General features: G+C 59.4%; 16 protein-coding genes. 10 read left to right on the forward strand and 6 right to left on the reverse strand.

Annotation, left to right across the window (positions count from 1 at the left end):
* Positions 1-152: 152 nt before the first annotated feature.
* Positions 153-1244: an AI-2E family transporter YdiK gene (gene ydiK / locus ACJ77P_RS09190; protein WP_408998058.1), complete on the reverse strand. Its 1092-nt coding sequence runs from the start codon at positions 1242-1244 to the stop codon at positions 153-155.
* 492 nt (positions 1245-1736) lie between these two features.
* On the opposite strand from ydiK, the gene ACJ77P_RS09195 reads away from it, so the two are divergent.
* Together ACJ77P_RS09195 and ACJ77P_RS09200 are read left to right on the forward strand one after the other, a co-directional pair.
* On the forward strand, positions 1737-1964 hold the full coding sequence (locus ACJ77P_RS09195) for a biotin/lipoyl-binding protein (RefSeq protein WP_367358914.1): 228 nt from the start codon (positions 1737-1739) through the stop codon (positions 1962-1964).
* Positions 1961-2617 carry an efflux RND transporter permease subunit gene (locus ACJ77P_RS09200; RefSeq protein WP_408998059.1) on the forward strand — a complete coding sequence of 219 codons (657 nt, stop codon included), beginning with the start codon at positions 1961-1963 and terminating at the stop codon, positions 2615-2617. The genes ACJ77P_RS09195 and ACJ77P_RS09200 overlap by 4 nt, the downstream gene beginning before the upstream one ends.
* Before the next feature lie 64 nt (positions 2618-2681).
* Here ACJ77P_RS09200 and ACJ77P_RS09205 read toward each other — a convergent pair whose 3' ends face one another.
* The 5 genes from ACJ77P_RS09205 to ACJ77P_RS09225 all read right to left on the reverse strand — a co-directional run bounded on the left by ACJ77P_RS09205 (position 2682) and on the right by ACJ77P_RS09225 (position 7932).
* Entirely contained in the window at positions 2682-3359 is a 678-nt protein-coding gene (locus ACJ77P_RS09205; RefSeq protein WP_408998060.1) for an orotidine 5'-phosphate decarboxylase / HUMPS family protein, read from the reverse strand.
* Between the two features lie 76 nt (positions 3360-3435).
* Complete coding sequence (locus tag ACJ77P_RS09210) at positions 3436-4059, reverse strand: DUF3334 family protein (protein WP_408998061.1); 624 nt, start codon at positions 4057-4059, stop codon at positions 3436-3438.
* A 283-nt stretch (positions 4060-4342) separates the two neighbouring features.
* Complete coding sequence (locus ACJ77P_RS09215; protein WP_408998062.1) at positions 4343-4987, reverse strand: hypothetical protein; 645 nt, start codon at positions 4985-4987, stop codon at positions 4343-4345.
* A 120-nt stretch (positions 4988-5107) separates the two neighbouring features.
* Positions 5108-5707 (reverse strand): cyclopropane-fatty-acyl-phospholipid synthase family protein, encoded by a 600-nt coding sequence (locus tag ACJ77P_RS09220; protein WP_367358909.1) that lies wholly within the window; start codon positions 5705-5707, stop codon positions 5108-5110.
* A gap of 140 nt (positions 5708-5847) precedes the next feature.
* Positions 5848-7932, reverse strand: a complete 2085-nt coding sequence (locus ACJ77P_RS09225) for an anaerobic ribonucleoside-triphosphate reductase (protein WP_408998063.1) — start codon at positions 7930-7932, stop codon at positions 5848-5850.
* A gap of 144 nt (positions 7933-8076) precedes the next feature.
* On the opposite strand from ACJ77P_RS09225, the gene ACJ77P_RS09230 reads away from it, so the two are divergent.
* The 8 genes from ACJ77P_RS09230 to mscL all read left to right on the forward strand — a co-directional run bounded on the left by ACJ77P_RS09230 (position 8077) and on the right by mscL (position 17976).
* Entirely contained in the window at positions 8077-9207 is a 1131-nt protein-coding gene (locus ACJ77P_RS09230) for an SPFH domain-containing protein (RefSeq protein ID WP_367358907.1), read from the forward strand.
* A complete protein-coding gene (locus ACJ77P_RS09235; RefSeq protein WP_408998064.1) occupies positions 9194-10420 on the forward strand; it encodes a hypothetical protein in 1227 nt (408 codons plus the stop codon). The genes ACJ77P_RS09230 and ACJ77P_RS09235 overlap by 14 nt, the downstream gene beginning before the upstream one ends.
* Positions 10421-10549: 129 nt before the next feature.
* Positions 10550-12235 (forward strand): energy-dependent translational throttle protein EttA, encoded by a 1686-nt coding sequence (gene ettA / locus ACJ77P_RS09240; RefSeq protein ID WP_367358905.1) that lies wholly within the window; start codon positions 10550-10552, stop codon positions 12233-12235.
* A gap of 123 nt (positions 12236-12358) precedes the next feature.
* Positions 12359-12826: a thioesterase family protein gene (locus tag ACJ77P_RS09245; protein ID WP_408998065.1), complete on the forward strand. Its 468-nt coding sequence runs from the start codon at positions 12359-12361 to the stop codon at positions 12824-12826.
* Between the two features lie 103 nt (positions 12827-12929).
* The gene (locus ACJ77P_RS09250; RefSeq protein ID WP_408998066.1) at positions 12930-14771 is read left to right on the forward strand and encodes a carbon starvation protein A; all 1842 of its coding nucleotides are present in this window, start codon (positions 12930-12932) and stop codon (positions 14769-14771) included.
* Between the two features lie 256 nt (positions 14772-15027).
* Positions 15028-16374, forward strand: coding sequence for a cytochrome ubiquinol oxidase subunit I (locus tag ACJ77P_RS09255; protein WP_367358902.1), 1347 nt, complete (start codon positions 15028-15030; stop codon positions 16372-16374).
* Positions 16375-16393: 19 nt separating this feature from the next.
* The gene (cydB, locus tag ACJ77P_RS09260) at positions 16394-17419 is read left to right on the forward strand and encodes a cytochrome d ubiquinol oxidase subunit II (RefSeq protein WP_367358901.1); all 1026 of its coding nucleotides are present in this window, start codon (positions 16394-16396) and stop codon (positions 17417-17419) included.
* A 98-nt stretch (positions 17420-17517) separates the two neighbouring features.
* Complete coding sequence (gene mscL, locus ACJ77P_RS09265; RefSeq protein WP_408998067.1) at positions 17518-17976, forward strand: large conductance mechanosensitive channel protein MscL; 459 nt, start codon at positions 17518-17520, stop codon at positions 17974-17976.
* The last annotated feature ends 99 nt before the right edge of the window (positions 17977-18075 follow it).

Consider the following 18075-nt stretch of genomic DNA (forward strand, 5'->3'; position numbering starts at 1 on the left):
GCTCATTGCCGTTGCGGGTCCCTTGCGACGCTCACCGGAAGGGCATCCGTCCGGAGGCGCTCCGGAAACTGAGGGCCCCGGATCCCGCAGCCGGCGGAATTCCGGACCCGGCAGAAAAAGGGGAATATTTCCGGCAGAGAATACCACCGCTTCTAACGATCCTCCCTTGACGGAACCTCTTCCCGATCCGATGCCGCTTCCGTATCGCCCGTCCACAAATCGAGCAGCCTGAAGGTCACCGAAAGCACCACCGGACCGATAAACAGCCCGACAATGCCGAAGGAGGCCAGACCTCCGATGACGCCGGCAAAGATCAGGACCAGGGGCAGATTGGCGCCCTTCCGGATGAGAATCGGCCGGATGAAATTGTCCAGGGTGCTTGCCAGCACCGTCACGACGAGCAAAACGGTCCCCCAGACGTTCGAGCCGCCCCAGTAAAGCCAGATGACCGAGGGAACAAGGACGAGACTGGGGCCAAGCTGGGCGATGCAGAGCATGAACATCACCGCGATCAAAATCGGGGCAGCCGGCACCCCGGTGACGACCAGGCCGATTCCTCCGAACAGCGTTTGCACCAGGGCCGTGCCGACGACGCCCAGGGCAACACCCCGGATGGTTTTGGCGGCCAGTTCGGCCACCTCCCTGCCGCGCGCGCCACCCAGCCGTCGCGCAAAGCGAAGGACGCGCGCTGCGGCCTCCTCTCCGCCGGCGTAGAGGATTGCGGAAATGATCACGGTCAGGAGAAACTGCAGCGCGATGATCCCGATACTTCCCGCCTGGGACAGGAACCACGTCAACACCTTGCCGGCGTAGGGCACCAGGCGCGCTGTCAGCCCCTCCTGGCCGGTCCTGACGCTTTCCCAGGCGGCGGCGAGCTTCGGGCCCGCGACGGGAATCCCGCTCAGCCAGCCTGGCAGGGACGGCAGCGCCTGCGTCGAGACGGATTCCACAAGCTCGGCGATTCTGTCCGCGTTGTCGATGATGGCGACGATGGCGAGGGTGAAGGGGAGGATGAACAGGATCAGCATGGCGATGGTCATGGCCGTTACGGCGAGGCCCCTCCTGTTCCAGAGCCAGCCTTCCACTTTCAGCATGAACGGCCAGGTGGCCACAACGATCATCAACGCCCAGATGATCGACAGCAGAAAAGGCCTCAGGATCCAGAAGCACGCGGCAATCAGGATTCCAATCCACAGAATCTGCAGGGTGATCCGGGTCAGGTCCGGCGCTTCCGGTCTAGGCATGGTCATGATACTCCTCTTTTCTGCCCGGCATAAGAATGTCCCGGACGGGATCTCTCAACGCTTCGCGTCGATCATTCTGCCATGGTTCAATCCGAAATTCTACCGCTTTTGCTCTTCCCTTTTCGAGCCCTTTTGATATTCCGAGGAGTCGTTCCTCTTGAATCACGTCGACGCAGAATACACAACGATCCATCTCAAAGGCACAAGGAACTGTTCCTGAGCGATTCGAAGCCCTTTTCCTCCCGCCCTCTCTCTATTGCGCCCCGGATGCTGGTCTTGACGCTCGTTTTACTTTCCCTTTTTCCGCTGATGATTGGCTGCGGGAAGGAAGAGAAGGCCCCGCACCGCACCGGAAGTTTCCATCATTTCAATTGACCCGCGCGATACCCCTGTGGTCTTCGAATTCGTCGCCCAGTCCCAGAGTTCGCATCAGGTTGAAATCCGGGCCCGGATCAATGGCTTTCTCAACAGGCGGGTCTACAGGAAAGCGCATTGGTCAAGGCAGGACAGATCCTCTTCGAAATGGACCCCAAGCCCTTTCAGGTCAAGCTCGACCAGGCAAAGGCCGCCCTCGCCAGGCAGGAGGCGGCGCTGAACGTCGCCCAATCCAATCTTGCCCGCGTCAAGCCCCTTACCGCGCTCAACGCCCTTTCGCAGCGGGATCTCCATGACGCGTGGGGGAATGGCATGGAAACGACTGGTTCATCACGGAGGGTTTGAAGGCCGGGGAACGCGTCGTCGTCGAAGGGGGATTGTCGCTGCAGAAAAAATCGTCGAATATCCTGATGATCCTCGCCCTCTGCAACCAGGACGGACGCTACAGCCCCGAATACGTGGACAATTACGCCAACGTCTATGTACTCGACGCCGTCAGGCGGATCAACGGAGCCGGTCAGGCGACGTTCTTCGGAGTCGCGGACCAAACCATGTGCATCGTGCTTCTCAGGCACGAGGAAAAGCCGCAGCGCGGATTCTTCGCCTGGTTCAACCGCCGGATCGACCGGATCACCCTGGCCTTCGGCCATGCCGTAACCCTGATCATCAAGCGGATGGTCCCGGCTTTTGTGCTGCTTGCCTTTTTTCTCTGGAGCCTGGTCCAGCTGTTCCTGACCATCCCCGCCGGCTTCGTTACCAACGAGGATCAGGGATGCGTCATGGCGGCCATGGAATATACCCGTCTGGCCCAGTTGCAGTACGATGGGGGCTACGTCCCTTATTCCACCGTTCTCCAGGCGCAGGAACAGTTATTCCCCGCAGAGCTCAATTATGCGCTGTATCGCACGGCGCTGCTCACCTCGCTGGTCGATATCTACAAGGCCATGGGCGGTGGCTGGGTGACGCTGGCAGCCCGGATGACCGCCGGCGGAAGCTGAATGTTTTCGAGGATTCGGTAGGAGAGAAAGGTCCGCCCCGGATTGGGACACGGACCGCCCTGCGCTACTGCATTTCTTTGTATATCCGCGTTATGGCGTCCATCAGATTTTCGGCCGTCGTGATGGGACGGCCGATGACGACATAATCGGCATCGAGGCGCAGCGCTTCCCGGATGGAGGATATCCGGACCTGGTCATGCCGCTCCCTGTACCAGGCCGGCCGGACCCCCGTGCAGATCTTCTTCAATGGATTATCCTGGATCAATGTCATGTCCTTCACGGACCCCACGATGTACTCGTAGTTGTTCATCAGGGCGATGTCCGAGAAGGCCCGGACAATTTCCTCATGGGCCTTGTCATAAATCCATTTAATTTCCAGGTTGGTGAAGGAGGTAAGGGCCGTAACTCCGGCAATGTACTTCAAAAGCCCCGTATTTTTCGGACGGTAGTTTGATGAGCAGTGAATGGTGACGATGTTCGCCCCCGAGTTGACGAGTTTTGAGATGCTGTTCTCCATGGTCGATGGAATGTCATGAAGCTTGACATCCACCATGACCCCCAGCTTGAATTCATCCCTCAGGGACGTCATGATTTTAGCCACGTCGCCGCTGTAAAGCATATCATTGATCTTGATGCCCCAGATCATCCCCTTTTCGCGCGCCTGAGAAAGGGTGGAAAGGGCTCCCCCCTCTCTTGCCGCGGTGAAGGTCATGCCATCCAATGCCACAATGATCCCCGTCATGAACCCTCCTTCCCTGCAATCGTTTTCCCCGGTTTATTTTGAAGAATGTCAGGCTTCCGCATCCGGAACAAACCGGTTACGAGCCGCCTGCTCCATAGGCCAGCATCTCTTCGATGTTGGGAATCTCCGCTTTCTGAAAGTCAAAAAGGGAATAGAACTTGATTTCCGGCAGGGCGACCTCAAGGTAAAAGCGGTTGCCGTTGACCGTCTTGAAGGAAATCTGCCGCAGTTGCTGTTTTTCGATTCCCATTTCAATGGCGATCTGCACCGACTCGTTGACCACCAGCATTTTCGGCTGATTCTGATTCACAAAAATGCCTGTTCTGCCCTCCAGGTCGAATCGGAATTTTCCGACGCATTGATTCAGCAACTCTCCAAGACTGCTGGCCACTTCGTCGGTGGTATGGTTCCGCGCCAGGTCATCCTCCGGCATGCCCATTCCGATCATGTAATTCCGGTAGATCTCCAAGGCGGCCTCCCTGGTGAAATTGATGATGATCAACCCGGAAAAGTCGCCCTGGAACAGGACAAAACAGCCGATGTCAGGCTTCAGGCAGGTGTTTTCAAGCTCCTTGACCATGGGCGAGATGGAAACGGCGCTTCTTGTCGTACTGGAAAGAACCGACTGCACGGAGCTGCAGAGAATCTTGACCACGTCGTCCGTAGAAATCACGTTTGCCTCGAGAGGCTGTGTCTCCATGATGATGTATCCTCCATAAAGAGTGGCTTATCAACCGATATCGGTTTTCTGTCGAATCCGATGAAATGAGAGGCGCACACAGGCCCATGGCGATGCCTTCCCCCGTGGTCTTCCTCTTGATCGGGGTGGGCGGGACGATGCCGGCCTTTTGCCGTTGCGGGAGCCCTTGTTCCCGCTGCCGGGGAGCCGTATGATTTCATAGCCTTCGATAACGGCTATGCATGTTTCATGCAATGGGTCAACTCAGGATGAAACGGGAAGAAAAAAGTCTTCCAAGAGCCTTTCAAAAATGATAGCTCACCCCTGCGCCCATGGCATTGGAAGCGCCATGGACCCCGTGAAAAAGGCCGAATACCCCGGAACGGTGATGAATGCGCCACACCAGGCTCCACCTGGGCAGATCGGGCAGGCCAATGGAAACCTCAATCAGGAGATAATTCAGGAACGCCGAGGTCTTCTCATGGCGCAATGCCTCAATTTCCGGCGTCTCTGTCGCCAGCGAAAGCCCCTCCCCCACGGCCAGGCTCGTGTCGAGATGGCGATCCCAGGGGAACCTGTTCCATCGGGCGATGAGAAGACCGTTGAATTCAAGATGGTGCTGCCCTCCGAAGTGTTTGACGACCTGAGCCTCCCCTTCAAAATCCAGATTCTCCCCCATGGAGCCGATTTTCCTGTTGAGGGCAACGGCCACGAATTTGTAGCTGCTGTCGAAGTCCGGATCGAAGAACATTTCGTGAAGCTCGCTGTGCGCCTGTACCGCCCCGTATGCCGTGACGGTCCAGTCTCTTGCCTCCGCCGCCTGCCAGTAAGCGGGGAAAAAAATGACGGCGGCACTGCTGATGACACCGATCCGTTTCCACATCTTACGGAAGAACGGCGGATTCAGAACACGGTCCGGCCGATGCGGGAAGGCGGACGGTTTCCACATCCGGATGCCTGCCGAAGCTTCTGTTAATAGCAACGTTAAGAAGATGACTGCCGTCCTCATCGGTTCCACCTCTCTTTTTTCCGGTCCCTCATCATGCGGATGTCTTTGCGCTCCTGAAATTCATTCCCAAGGGGGTTCGCCCCCTGCTGAACGCCCGCCGGGAAGGGAGTCGGGAATCCGGTAGATATAAATCGGATCGTTGTGGAGTTTGGAGTCGGCGTGGAGAACGGACAGGGGTTTCCATCCCGGGATGGGAAAATTGAAGGAAATCACCCTTGAACCGTGGGCCAGTTCCCCGGCAAGCTTTTTCTCCAGGCGCGGCATCACATCGGGAAAGAGGTAACAGGACACGACATCCGCCTTCCCGAGATCGACTTTCCAGAAGTTGCGGTAGAAGATTTTGATTCCTTTTCTCCCCGCCGTTAAGGCCGTCGCCTTGAGAAAGGCCAGGGGATTGATTTCGTATCCGTGGCAGATCACCCCGTAGCGTCTCCTGGCCTCCCGCAGGGTTCTGCCGTCTCCGCAGCCAAGATCGACAAAAAGCCCGCCGGGCTTCATGGACACGGCATCAAGGGCCCTGCGGATCTTCACCCGCGCCGTTGACACATACATGGCCCCCTGGGTGACCGGATGGACCGCGACGATGGCAAGGGCGTGCACCAGCTTCAGGACGGCCGCCGTCCCCAAAATCGTAAAGGTCATGATCAGCCATGTCGGCATAGCCTGTCTCCTGGTTCCGTTTGCCGCATCAGGGGCGGATCATTTCAACGGGGCTTCCCGTCACCCGTCTCTTTTCCCGAAATGCGGGGGGCTCTGCTCCCGTGATCTTCTCAGGGGGCTGATGCGTGCCTGCCTCACCTTCAAAAGCCCGAACTGCAGCGAAAGCAGTCTTTCAATTCCGCCAGTTTACCCTTGTTCCACCCGGAGATGTGGCTGTAATACCGAGTAATCCGGGCCAGGCTCCGGACGGCTGTCCCTTCGCAGAAGGGGCACGCATCCCGGATTCCCCGCACCGTCCGCCGGCAGTCGGGGCACGTTGTGAATTCCGACGAGAGCACAACTCCGGCACTCCGGGTTTCAAAAAACACCTGCCCGATAAAGGAGGCCAGGTCCTCTTTCGAAGGCCTTCTCTCCTCCAGCCTCAGGTTGGTCAGCGCCGAGCCTTCGAGAAAGGAATGAAAGAGTCCCTCCTGCCGGACGCGCTCCAGGGGCCGCACCTTCGCTGATACATCGAGATGGGTGGAATTGGTATAGTACAGCCCCCCCCGGACCACATCGCCGCGAATGTGGCGGCCCGCCGGGGGAGAGAAATAGCGGAGATCCAGGCGGGCAAATCGATAGGCGGTCGTCTCCGCGGGGGACTGCTCCAGGATCAGCCTCAGGCCGTGTTTCCGGCTCAACCGGTCGACCTCCTTCTTCATGTGCCCGACGATTTTCAGCCCCAGCTTCAAGGCGGCGGAGGACTCGTGAAGGTGCTTTCCGCACGAGATCCGGACCAGTTCATTGAGACCCACCATGCCCACGAGATAAGCCATCCGATCGGGACGCAGATAGGGATGGCCGTCCCGGTTCATGGTCATCAGGGACAATGGGCCGGAGTCCCCGTGGCTCAGCAGCTCCTCGATAAAGGCTTTCTTCTGGAGGTGAGCCTTGACGGCCAGCTCCAGCTGGGCCGACAGCATTTTCAAAAGACGGCGGGCATCCCCGTCGGCCCGGTATCCCAGCCGGGGCAGATTCAGAGAGATGTTCTGCATGGAGGCGTTCCGCATCCGTTCCGGATTCTCCACATCGTCCGAATACGAGGGGGATCGCCCCAGCGGAAGAGAGCCGCATTCCGAAAGCCTCAGGAGGCCGCCCCGGTCAAAAACGAGAAAGGGACTTCCCTTGTCGGCGGACGTTTCACAGAGATGTTCGAGAAAGTCGCGGCATCCGGGAGTCTGGAAAAAGGCCTCCGAAAGATGAACGATCGGCCGCGGAAAAACGAAAGGCTGTCCGGCGGCATCCCCCTCCCGGAAGACATCGCACAGGGACCACAGGAAGCGTTGCGCTTCGGGAAGATAGTCTCCGTAGCATTTCCCGGTCCTTTTCCCCCCCGGCCCCAGGGCCGGCGCATCGGCAAGATACTCCGGCACGTCCCAGGAGAGATGGATGTCGGTGAAGATGGATTGCCCCCCTGTCGCCGAAGCCAACTGGGCGAATTCATAAACGAACATCTGGGCGAGCTGCCGGATCGCTTCCTCCGTCATCCCCACCAGATAAGGGGCGAAGAAGAAATTCACTCCATGCCAGGCCACGACGCCGGAAAAATGGCCCTGCAGAATCGCCGCGTAGCGCACCATGTGGGCCAGCAGCACATCACCGTGGCGCGCGGGGCCGGCGACATTGACGGAGTGCGGCAGATCCATTCCGAATTTCTTGACGTACTCCAGGGATGAACAGATGCTGTAGGGGCGGTCGATATAGCCCAGGGAATGGATGTGGAGATCCCCCGCCGCATGGGCGTCACCCACGTCCCGTGAAAACACCTCATGAAGACCGTAGGCCCGCTTGATCCCTTCCGCCAGGATCAGATTGGTCGCCTCCGGATTGTGGGGAAGGTTGGCGTTTCCCCGGTGGGGATGGAGAATCAGCTGGCCGACGTCATAAAGGGGAAACCCCAGGCGGGCATGCTTTCCCCGGGCGTGCTCCAGCCCCCGCTCGATCAGTTTTGCGTCCACCAATTCGCGGATGAGCGTTGAGGTGAGCAGGCTGATTCCGGAATTCATGAGCTGCTTCTCCACTTCGCGGCTCACCGCATCCGCCGTGCCGTCATCGATGTCCGTTTCCCGGATCAGGGCATCGACGATCCGCTGCCGGTTCCATCGGACGATCTCCTCATCCGATGTGCGTACGAAAAGGGTCAGATCCGTCGTATCGCGGCCACCCTTCGTCTCCGATTTTTCCACACCCAACCACCCCCTCTCAGGGAAATATTCTCCGGCCCTTTACCCTATCCCCGCCCAAAGATCAAACGACAATATAGAGGCACATTTAATGCAAAACAGGATTCCGGCAATTCTCAAAACACCTCTTTTTAAAGGACTCCTTGCATGGGAACGGACAATCTTATATTTCTGGAAGTGCTTGAATGGTTTGATGAATCCGGCAGAGAACTCGTCCACAGGATCCCCGAGGCGGGCTCGGGGGAAATCAAGTGGGGCGCGCAGTTGACCGTCAGGGAAAGCCAGGCGGCCGTCTTCTTTTACAACGGCAGGGCCTGCGACGTCCTCGGTCCGGGGCGGCATACCCTGAAGACGGCGAACCTGCCCATCCTGACGAAAATCCTGAGCATCCCCTGGGGAATGAGGAGCCCTCTGCGGGCGGAGGTTTTCTTTGTCAGCAAGAAGGTCTTCCCCAATTTGAAATGGGGAACACGCGATCCGGCGGCCTTCCGGGATGCGGAGCTCGGCCTTATCCGTCTGCGCGCCTTCGGCATGTTCAACATCCGCGTTCTGAACCCCCTGCTTTTCATCAACGAGCTGGTCGGCACCCAGGGCGTATTCACGACGGAGGCGATCGCGGAATACCTGAACTCCGTCATCGTATCCTTTTTCAACGACTACATGGGCGAGAACATCGACACGATCTTCAATCTTCCCGCCCGCTACTCGGAGATGTCCGGGGCTTTGCGGAGCCTGCTCGAGGGCGAGTTCTCCCGCTTCGGCCTGGAGCTCGAAGAGCTTTACATCAACGCCATTACCCCCCCTCCCGACGTGCAGAAGGCCATTGACGACAAAAGCCGCCTTGGCGTTTTCGGTGATCTCAATTCCCTCGTGAAGATGAAAGCGGCCATGGCCATGGAAAATGCCTCCTCGTCACAGGGTGAAGCCGGAGCCGGACTGGGCATGGGTATCGGGCTGATGATGCCCGGCCTGTTCGCAGAGTCTTTTCGGACGGCTCAATCGGGCTCCCCGCCCCCCCCGGATTCCGCCACGGCGACAAGCTGTCCGGTCTGCAGAAGGCCCTTCCCTCCGGAAGCTAAGTTCTGTCCGCACTGCGGAAGCTCTCTTGCGGCAAGGCGCGTCTGTTCGGCCTGCGGCGCCGCCCTGCCTGAAGGGGCGAAATTCTGCTCCGCCTGCGGCGCCGCGGCAGCGATTCCGGCATCCCGGACCTGCGGCAGATGCGGGACGGCCAACGACTCTTCTTCGGTTTTCTGCCACCGGTGCGGTGAACGCCTCTAATTGGTCCGTTGAATATTCCTGCCCTCAGTGCGGCGGGCCGATCTCCCTGGAGGAAACGGACCGGCTGGTTACCTGCCCCTTCTGCCGGACCCGGGTGTATCTCGTGGCGGAGGATTCCTTCCGGTACCTCCTGCCGCCTGCCGAAGGAATTTCACAACCGCTGCACTTTATACCCTACTGGCGCCTGAGAGGGCTCACATTCCTCTTCCAGCCCACCGGCATCGCCGCGCGCTTTACCGACGCCAGCTTCCTCTCCCTTCGGCACAGGGGGCTTCCGCCATCGCTCGGCCTCCGGCCGCAGGCGATGAAACTTCAGTTTGTCACCTCCCGGGTTTCGGGCCGATTTCTTTCCTCCAACCGAACGATCCGCGATTTCCTGCCTCTGCTGGCGGCTCAGGATGGAAATGCCGCGGCCCTGCGGGCCTTTGTCGGGGAGACGGTGAGCCGGATCTACGCCCCTTTTTACTTCCGGGACGGCCGCCTTTATGACGCCCTGTTGAAGCGGGCCGTTTCCACCGCGACAGACCTGGATCCGTCGGCCATCGAGGGCGCCCCGGAAATTTCCCCCTGGAATGTCTCCTTTGTCTCGACCCTCTGCCCCTCCTGCGGCTGGGACCTGCAGGGTGAAAAGGACGCCCTGGTACTTGTCTGCCGGAACTGCGGCTCCCTCTGGCAATGCCGGCGAGCCGGCCTGGAGAGGATCCCTTTTGCCAGCCTCGCCGACGGCCCGGCGCCTCTTCATTACCTTCCCTTCTGGCGGATGAAGGTGCGCATGGAAGGCCTGGAACTGTCCAGCCTGGCGGATCTGGTCCGCATCGCCAACCTGCCCCGGGCGATCTCCCCGGAGCTGCGGAACACACCGGTCTATTTCTGGTCGCCTGCCTTCAAGATCAACCCGGCCCAGTTTCTCCGCTGGGGCCGGCAGATGACGATCGCCCAGCCGTCGGGGGAATCGCCGGATCATCTCCCGGAAGGCACCCTTTACCCGGTGACCCTGCCCGTCACCGAAGCCCTGGAGGGCATCCGCGTGACGCTGTTCGGCATAGCCACCAACAAGCGCCAGGCCTTGTCCGTTCTTCCCGGCATCCGCATCTTCCCCGAAGAGTCCCTGCTGGTCTATCATCCTTTTCATCCCGGTTCCCGGGAGCTCGTCCATTCCCGCATGGGGCTGACCGTCGACCGGACGGCCATGTCCTACAGCACCCAGCTCTAGCGCCCCGCCGTCCGGCTTGGGGCAGGCCCTGCAAAGAACCCTCCGCTTGTCCTCGAAGACCTCCTTGTACATCCTTTTGACTTGTATTATAAGGCATCTTAATTCGCGTTAAGGAGGAAGAATTTCAGCATGGCCCGGGATCCCCGCAAAGTCATCTACTCCATGATCGGAGTGACCAAGGTTTACGACAAGAAACCGGTTCTCAAGGACATTTCCCTGTCCTATTTTTACGGAGCCAAGATCGGCGTCCTCGGACTGAACGGGTCGGGCAAGAGTTCCCTGCTGCGGATCCTGGCCGGGGTCGATACGGAGTTCAACGGCAAGACGATCCCCTCGCCGGGATATTCCATCGGGTTTCTGGAGCAGGAGCCGCAGCTGGATGAGGCCCTGACCGTCCGGGACATCGTGGAGCAGGGCGCTGCCGCTACGGTGGAACTCCTGGCGGAATACAACCGGATCAGCGAGCAGTTCTCCGACCCCATGTCCGATGAAGAGATGACCCGCCTGTGCGACCGGCAGGCGGAGGTCCAGGACAAGCTGGACGCCATGGACGCCTGGGACCTCGACGCCCGCCTGGAAATGGCCATGGACGCCCTGCGCTGCCCGGCGGGAGACACCCCCGTGAAGGTTCTCTCCGGCGGCGAGCGGCGGCGGGTGGCCCTCTGCCGCCTCCTCCTGCAGAGGCCCGACATCCTGCTCCTCGACGAACCCACCAACCACCTGGACGCAGAAACGGTGGCCTGGCTGGAGCATCACCTGAAGACGTACGAGGGAACGATCATCGCCGTCACCCACGACCGGTACTTCCTGGACAATGTGGCCGAGTGGATTCTCGAACTTGACCGCGGGGAGGGAATTCCCTGGAAGGGCAACTATTCCTCGTGGCTGGAGCAGAAGCAGACGCGGCTGCGCAACGAAGAGAAGAAGGAGACGGAGCGGCAGAAGACCCTGGAGCGGGAGCTGGAGTGGATCCGGATGAGCCCCAGGGGCCGCCACGCCAAATCGAAGGCCCGCATTTCGGCCTATGAAAACCTTCTCGGCCAGGAAGGGGAAAAGCGGGGCGCCGAACTGGAAATCTACATCCCCCCGGGACCGCGTCTGGGCAGGCTCGTCATCGAGGCGGAGCATCTCAGCAAGGCCTTCGGGGAGCGGATCCTCATCGACGATCTTTCCTTCGCCCTCCCCCCGGGCGGAATCGTCGGCGTCATCGGCCCCAACGGCGCAGGCAAAACCACCCTCTTCAGGATGATCACCGGCCAGGAAAAGCCGGACAGCGGTTCCCTCCGCATCGGAGAGACGGTTTCACTGGCCTATGTGGACCAGAGCCGGGATGTCCTCGATCCGAACAGGACGATCTGGGAGACGATTTCCGAGGGACTGGACACCCTTTCCCTGGGAAGCCGCCAGGTGAACTCCCGGGCCTACGTGGCCCGCTTCAACTTCTCGGGAACGGACCAGCAGAAAAAGGTGGGGGACCTCTCCGGCGGGGAGCGGAACCGCGTTCACCTGGCGCGGATGCTGAAGCAGGGGGCCAATGTCCTCCTGCTCGACGAGCCCACCAATGACCTGGACGTCAATACCATGCGCGCCCTGGAGGAAGCCCTGGAAAATTTCGCCGGCTGCGCCGTTGTCATCAGCCATGACCGCTGGTTTCTGGACCGCATCGCCACCCACATCCTGGCTTTTGAGGGCGAAAGCCGCGTCGTCTGGTTTGACGGAAACTATTCCGAGTATGAAGCGGACCGGCGGGCCCGCCTCGGAAGCGCCGCCGATCAGCCCCACCGGATCAAATACCGCCAGCTGACCCGCATTTAAAAAACCTGTGCGTTCAAAAAAGCGGGGTATTGCCTTCCGGCCCTTTTAGGAATAGGATGAGCCGAAAAAACGGGAGACGGGAACCCGCCGGCCTCTTCGCTGCGGCCGTTCAAGGGAAAAGGAATGGATCTGTTGACAGAAGGTGGAGAGTTTCTCGCGGCTATCCGCGACATATTCGAAGAAAAGGCCCCCTTTCATAAAATCCTGGGCATTAAAATCCGGTCGATCAGTTTCGACCGCGTTCAGCTTCTCCTTGAAATGCGGGAGGAGTTTGTCGGCAACTATGTCCAAGGAAGCCTCCATGGCGGGGTTATTTCATCCCTCATTGACGTCACCGGCGGCCTGGCGGCTTTCATGGGCATTCAGGGCAAGCTGCCCGGCGAATCCCTGGACAGGAGACTGGCGCGGATCGGCAAGCTGGGCACCATCGATCTGCGCGTCGACTACCTGCGTCCGGGCCGGGGGAGGGAGTTCATCTCCACGGGTTACAATTTAAGAACGGGCAATAAAGTCGCGGTTATCCGGGTCGAACTCCACGATGAATCGAACCAGCTCATCGCGGTGGGCACCGGCTCCTATAACATTGCATGACGCCATAAGTTCATCGCCCTCATTTCTGAGCGTTTACGGCCGGAGCCTGCCTTCGAGACGGACCGCCGGCTTAAAAACCATTTCTATGGAAAGGAAATAATCCGTGAGCGTCCTGTACTTACTGATCGGCAGCTTATGCGCCTTCGCCCTGGCTTACCGCTATTACGCCGCTTTCATCGCCGCCAGGGTTCTTCTCCTCGATGACCGGAACATCGCGCCATCCGTTCTATGCAACGACGGCCAGAATTACGTTCCCACCAACAAATGGGTTGTCTTCGGCCATCATTTTGCCGCCATTGCCGGGGCAGGGCCCCTGATCGGACCCGTCCTGGCCGCGCAGTACGGATGGGGGCCCGGCTTTTTCTGGATTCTCCTCGGCTCCATTTTCGCCGGCTGCGTCCACGACATGATCATCCTTTTCGCCTCCTACCGCCATGAAGGCCAATCCCTGTCGGTCATCGCCGAAAAGGACGTGAGCAAAATCACGGGGGCCGTCACGGCGGTCGTCATCCTGTTCATCATCCTGGTGGCCCTTGCCGGGCTGGGCGTTGCCGTCGTCAATGCCCTCTTCAACAACCCCTGGGGCGTTTTCTCCATCGCCATGACGATCCCCATTGCCATGGTGATCGGGCTCTACATGTTTCGAATCCGGCCCGGCGCCATTCTGAGCGGCTCGATTGCAGGCGTCACCCTGGTCTGCGCCGCCGTCTTTTTCGGGCCCCATATCGCCGATTCAAGCCTCGCCGGCTGGTTTACCTTTGACAAGAAGCAGATGTCCATCCTCCTGCCGATCTACGGCTTCTGCGCCGCCGCCATCCCGGTGTGGCTCCTTCTGGCGCCCCGGGATTACCTGAGCACCTTCATGAAAATAGGCGTCGTCGCCGCCCTGGCCGTCGGGCTGCTGTTCGTCAACCCAACGATCAAGATGCCCCTCGTGACAGACTTCGTCCACGGCGGGGGCCCCATCATCCCGGGTCCCTGGTGGCCCTATGTGTTCATCACCATCGCCTGCGGAGCTATTTCCGGATTTCATGCCCTGATCGGCTCGGGAACGACCCCTAAAATGATCGAACGGGAGACGGAAATTCCCGTCATCGGATACGGCGCCATGCTGACGGAAGCCTTCGTGGCCATGATGGCCCTTTTTGCCGCCGTGACCCTTGTTCCGGCCGATTACTTCGCCATCAACACCTCTTCGGCCGTCTTCTCGAAATTGAACATGCAGGTCGTCGACCTGCCGTACCTGAATCAGCTCGTCGGGCTGGATGTCGCCCACCGCCCCGGCGGCGCCATTTCCCTGGCCGTCGGCATGGCCCATATCTTCTCCAGCATCAGCGAGGGGCTCCGCCACACGATGAAGTACTGGTTCCAGTTCATCATCATGTTCGAGGCCCTCTTCATCCTGACGACCATCGATGCCGGCACCCGCGTGGCCCGCTACATCCTCCAGGACGTCCTCGGCTACGCCTACAAGCCTCTGAGCCGGAAGGACTGGATGCCCGGCGTGATCGCCACAAGCGCCATCGTCTCCCTGGCCTGGGGCTACCTCCTCTACACCGGGGATGTCTCCTCCATATGGCCCATGTTTGGTGCCACGAACCAGACGCTTTCCGCTGTGGCCCTGGCCATCGGCACCACCATCATTTTGAGGATCGGACGGAAAAAAGCCTACGCCCTGATCACCTTCGTCCCCTGCATCCTGATCACGATCACCACCCTGGCCGCCGGATACATGAACATCCAGACCTACCTGGCCAAATCCCAGATGCTCAACGTCTGGCTCAGCATGGCCGTTATTGCGCTGGTGGTGATCATTATCGCCGACAACATCCGCGTCTGGCTGAAACTACTGCGGACGGACAAGCCGATCGGGATGAACGACGACCGCGACCAGATTTACTGCCCCATCGTTCCGGCGGATGCTCCGCCTGACGCAAGGCCGTAAGGCCCTTAGACCGTCAGCGGCACCGGGTATCGGCGATGCCGGGGAGCGAACCAACTTGAGATCCGCGAACCGGGCAATGAAATGGCGCATTCTCCCAGGGAAAGCGGGGGTGTGCGCCCCCATCCGTCCGGACGGGACGGCAAATCTGGTTGCATTGAGGGGCATTTCCTGCGATAGTACACGGCAGAGCTGAACACTGGCCTACCGACAGGCAGAGATTGATCCCCGAACCTCCAATCCGCAAGGAGAATGCGCTATGGATGTGCTGTCGCTCAGTCGATTGCAGTTCGCCATGACGGCGGGTTTTCATTTCCTCTTTGTTCCCCTGACCCTGGGGCTCACCGTCCTGGTCGCGTTTATGGAGAGCCGGTATGTTTCCACCGGCAATCCCCTTTACCTTCGCATGACGCGCTTCTGGGGAAAACTCTTCCTTATTAATTTCGCCATTGGACTCGTCACCGGCCTGACCCTGGAATTTCAGTTCGGGATGAACTGGGCCGCCTATTCCAGGTTCGTCGGAGATATCTTCGGCTCGCCCCTTGCCATCGAGGCCACGGCCGCCTTCTTCCTGGAATCCGTATTTATCGGGCTGTGGATCTTCGGGTGGAAGCGCCTCTCTCCCCGGATGCACGCCTTCTCCATGTGGATGGTCGCCCTGGGCACGAACCTGTCCGCCCTCTGGATCCTCCTGGCGAACGGCTGGATGCAGCACCCCGTCGGCTATGTCCTCCGCAACTCGCGGGCGGAAATGGTCGATTTTACGGCCCTTGTCACCAGCAGTTACGGCTGGCTCAAGTTCCTGCACACGATTTCAGCCGGTTATGTCACCGCTGCGTTCTTCGTTCTCGGCATTTCCGCATGGCATATCCTCAAGGGGCGCGAACTGCCTCTGTTCAAAGCCTCTTTCCGCATGGCGGCCGTTTTCGGTCTGGTAAGCTCCCTTGGCGTCGTGGGCATCGGCGACTTCCACGGGGCTGAAGTGGGCCATGTGCAGCCGGCCAAACTCGCCGCCATGGAAGCCCTCTGGGACACGCAAAGCTCCGTTCCCCTTTACCTCTTCATCATTCCGGACGATAAAAACGAACGGAACAGGGTCGAGGCCATCGGCATCCCCTACCTGGTCAGCCTGCTCGCCTACCGCGATATCCATGCTGAAGTCAAGGGTCTCAAGGAGTTTCCCAAGGAGGATCGGCCGCCGGTCAGCGAGGTTTTTTACGGCTTCCGCTTCATGGTCTACCTCGGGGGGCTGTTTATTCTCCTGTCCGCCGCCGCCCTTTACCTCAGTGTCCGGAACCGCCTGGAAACCTTTCCCGGTTTTCTGCGCCTGCTGGTGTTCTGCATTCCCCTGCCCTACCTGGCGTCCCAGGCAGGATGGATCGTGGCGGAAGTGGGACGGCAGCCCTGGATCGTTTACGGCCTGATGCGGACCAGGGACGCCGTGTCCCCCAACATAGCCGGCAGCCAGGTGATGTTTTCCCTCATCGGTTTCGGGCTCCTCTACTCCCTGCTGCTCATCGTCGGGCTCTACCTGATGATCCACCACATCCGTAAAGGGCCGGACCCCGCCGGGACGCCGGCGCCGAACACCACATCTTCAACATAAGAACCGGAGGTACGACGTCATGGATTATCCGCTCGTGTGGTTTGCTCTTCTGGGAGTGCTCTGGGCCGCCTATTTCGCAACGGATGGATTCGATCTCGGTGCGGGAATGCTTCTCTCCACTCTCGGCAAGACGGAAAAGGAAAAACAGGCCATCCTGGAAAGCTTCGGCCCCCTGTGGAACGGCAACGAAGTGTGGCTGGTCACGGCGGGCGGGGCTACCTTTGCGGCCTTCCCGGCGGCCTACGCCGTCATCTTCAGCTCCTTCTACATTCCCCTCCTGCTGGTTCTGTTCGCCCTCATCGTCCGGGGCGTGGCCCTCGAATTCCGTGAAAAGCTCGAATCTCCGGCATGGCAGGCCGCATGCGACGCCGGCATTTTATTCGGAAGCGCCTTGCCGGCGTTTCTCTTCGGCGTGTTTTTCGGCAACATCTTCCGGGGTCTTCCCATGGATGAACGCGGCTTCAGCGGGCCGTTCATGGAGCTGCTCAATCCCTATGCACTGCTGGTCGGAGTGCTTTTCTGCGTCCTTTTTCTTGTCCACGGGGCTTTGTGGATCGCCCTCAAAACAGAGGGTGCTCTTTCCGCGCGGGCCGGCGACTTCGCTCGGCGGTTCTGGATACCCCTGATGGCCGCCGTCATCCTTTTTGTGGTCGGCTCCGGTTACAATTCGCGCCTTCCCGTCGCCTTTTTCCAGAATGGCGTGTTGCTGATTTTCCCGGTCCTCACCCTGGCGGCCCTTTTCGCGATCAAGGTTCATCTTCAGAGGTCCTCTTATCTCAAGGCCTTTGCGGCCTCAGGGCTCTCCATACTTCTACTGATGGCCTCCTGCTTTGCCGGCCTTTATCCCGACCTGCTCCCTTCACGCACCGATCCGGCCTTCAGCGTCACTGTTTCCAACGCGGCGTCGGGAGTTTACACCCTGAAGGTCATGACCATTGTGGCCGCCATTTTTGTCCCGCTCATTATCTTTTATCAATCCTGGGCTTACCGGGTGTTCCGCGGGAGAATTTCGCCCGAAGAGATCGGCGAAAGTTCTTATCTGTAGCGGCAGGGGTTGATGTTTCCGTTCGACAGGCGCGTCTTTTTGGCAGTTGGTAAAGAGAAACCGATTCTTAAAGAGTACATTTGTGAGGAGGAGAAGCTATGTTAAAGGAATTCAAGGAGTTTGCATTAAAGGGAAACGTCGTGGACATGGCTGTGGGTATCGTTCTCGGCGTCGCTTTCGGCGCAATCATCAAATCCCTGGTGGATGATCTCCTCATGCCCCCGCTGGGCCTGATTCTGGGATCCGCGGACTTCACCAACCTGTTTCTGATCATCAAGGAAGGCGCCACCGCCGGCCCCTTTGCCACCCTGGCCGAGGCCCAGAAGGCGGGAGCCGTCACCGTCAATTACGGCCTTTTCATCAATACAATCGTCAACTTCGTCATTGTCGCCTTCGCCCTTTTCCTGGTCATCCGCAACATGAACGAACTCCGCAGAAGGATGGAAAAGCCCGAGGCCGAGGCGGCGCCCGACACCAAGGAGTGTCCCTACTGCCTTTCCACCATCCCCGTCAAGGCCACCCGCTGCCCGAACTGCACCTCTGAATTGAAGAGCTGAGACCGCTGGAATCCCGGAAGCGCCTGCCTGTCAGACCCAGGCAGGCGCTTCTCCGTGAGCTTTTTGATTCCCCCTGTCCCTCAAAAAGCACTTTTCCCT

This window comes from Syntrophus buswellii, from assembly GCF_046097065.1.
Classification (GTDB): Bacteria; Desulfobacterota; Syntrophia; order Syntrophales; family Syntrophaceae; genus Syntrophus; species Syntrophus buswellii.

Bases quoted from the DNA above. Each gene is read 5' to 3' on its own strand.
- ydiK (WP_408998058.1), bottom strand. From the start codon at position 1,244: ATGCCTAGACCGGAAGCGCCGGACCTGACCCGGATCACCCTGCAGATT.
- ACJ77P_RS09205 (WP_408998060.1), bottom strand. From the start codon at position 3,359: ATGACGGGGATCATTGTGGCATTGGATGGCATGACCTTCACCGCGGCA.
- ACJ77P_RS09210 (WP_408998061.1), bottom strand. From the start codon at position 4,059: ATGGAGACACAGCCTCTCGAGGCAAACGTGATTTCTACGGACGACGTG.
- ACJ77P_RS09215 (WP_408998062.1), bottom strand. From the start codon at position 4,987: ATGTGGAAACCGTCCGCCTTCCCGCATCGGCCGGACCGTGTTCTGAAT.
- ACJ77P_RS09220 (WP_367358909.1), bottom strand. From the start codon at position 5,707: ATGCCGACATGGCTGATCATGACCTTTACGATTTTGGGGACGGCGGCC.
- ACJ77P_RS09230 (WP_367358907.1), top strand. From the start codon at position 8,077: ATGGGAACGGACAATCTTATATTTCTGGAAGTGCTTGAATGGTTTGAT.
- ettA (WP_367358905.1), top strand. From the start codon at position 10,550: ATGGCCCGGGATCCCCGCAAAGTCATCTACTCCATGATCGGAGTGACC.
- ACJ77P_RS09245 (WP_408998065.1), top strand. From the start codon at position 12,359: ATGGATCTGTTGACAGAAGGTGGAGAGTTTCTCGCGGCTATCCGCGAC.
- ACJ77P_RS09255 (WP_367358902.1), top strand. From the start codon at position 15,028: ATGGATGTGCTGTCGCTCAGTCGATTGCAGTTCGCCATGACGGCGGGT.
- cydB (WP_367358901.1), top strand. From the start codon at position 16,394: ATGGATTATCCGCTCGTGTGGTTTGCTCTTCTGGGAGTGCTCTGGGCC.
- mscL (WP_408998067.1), top strand. From the start codon at position 17,518: ATGTTAAAGGAATTCAAGGAGTTTGCATTAAAGGGAAACGTCGTGGAC.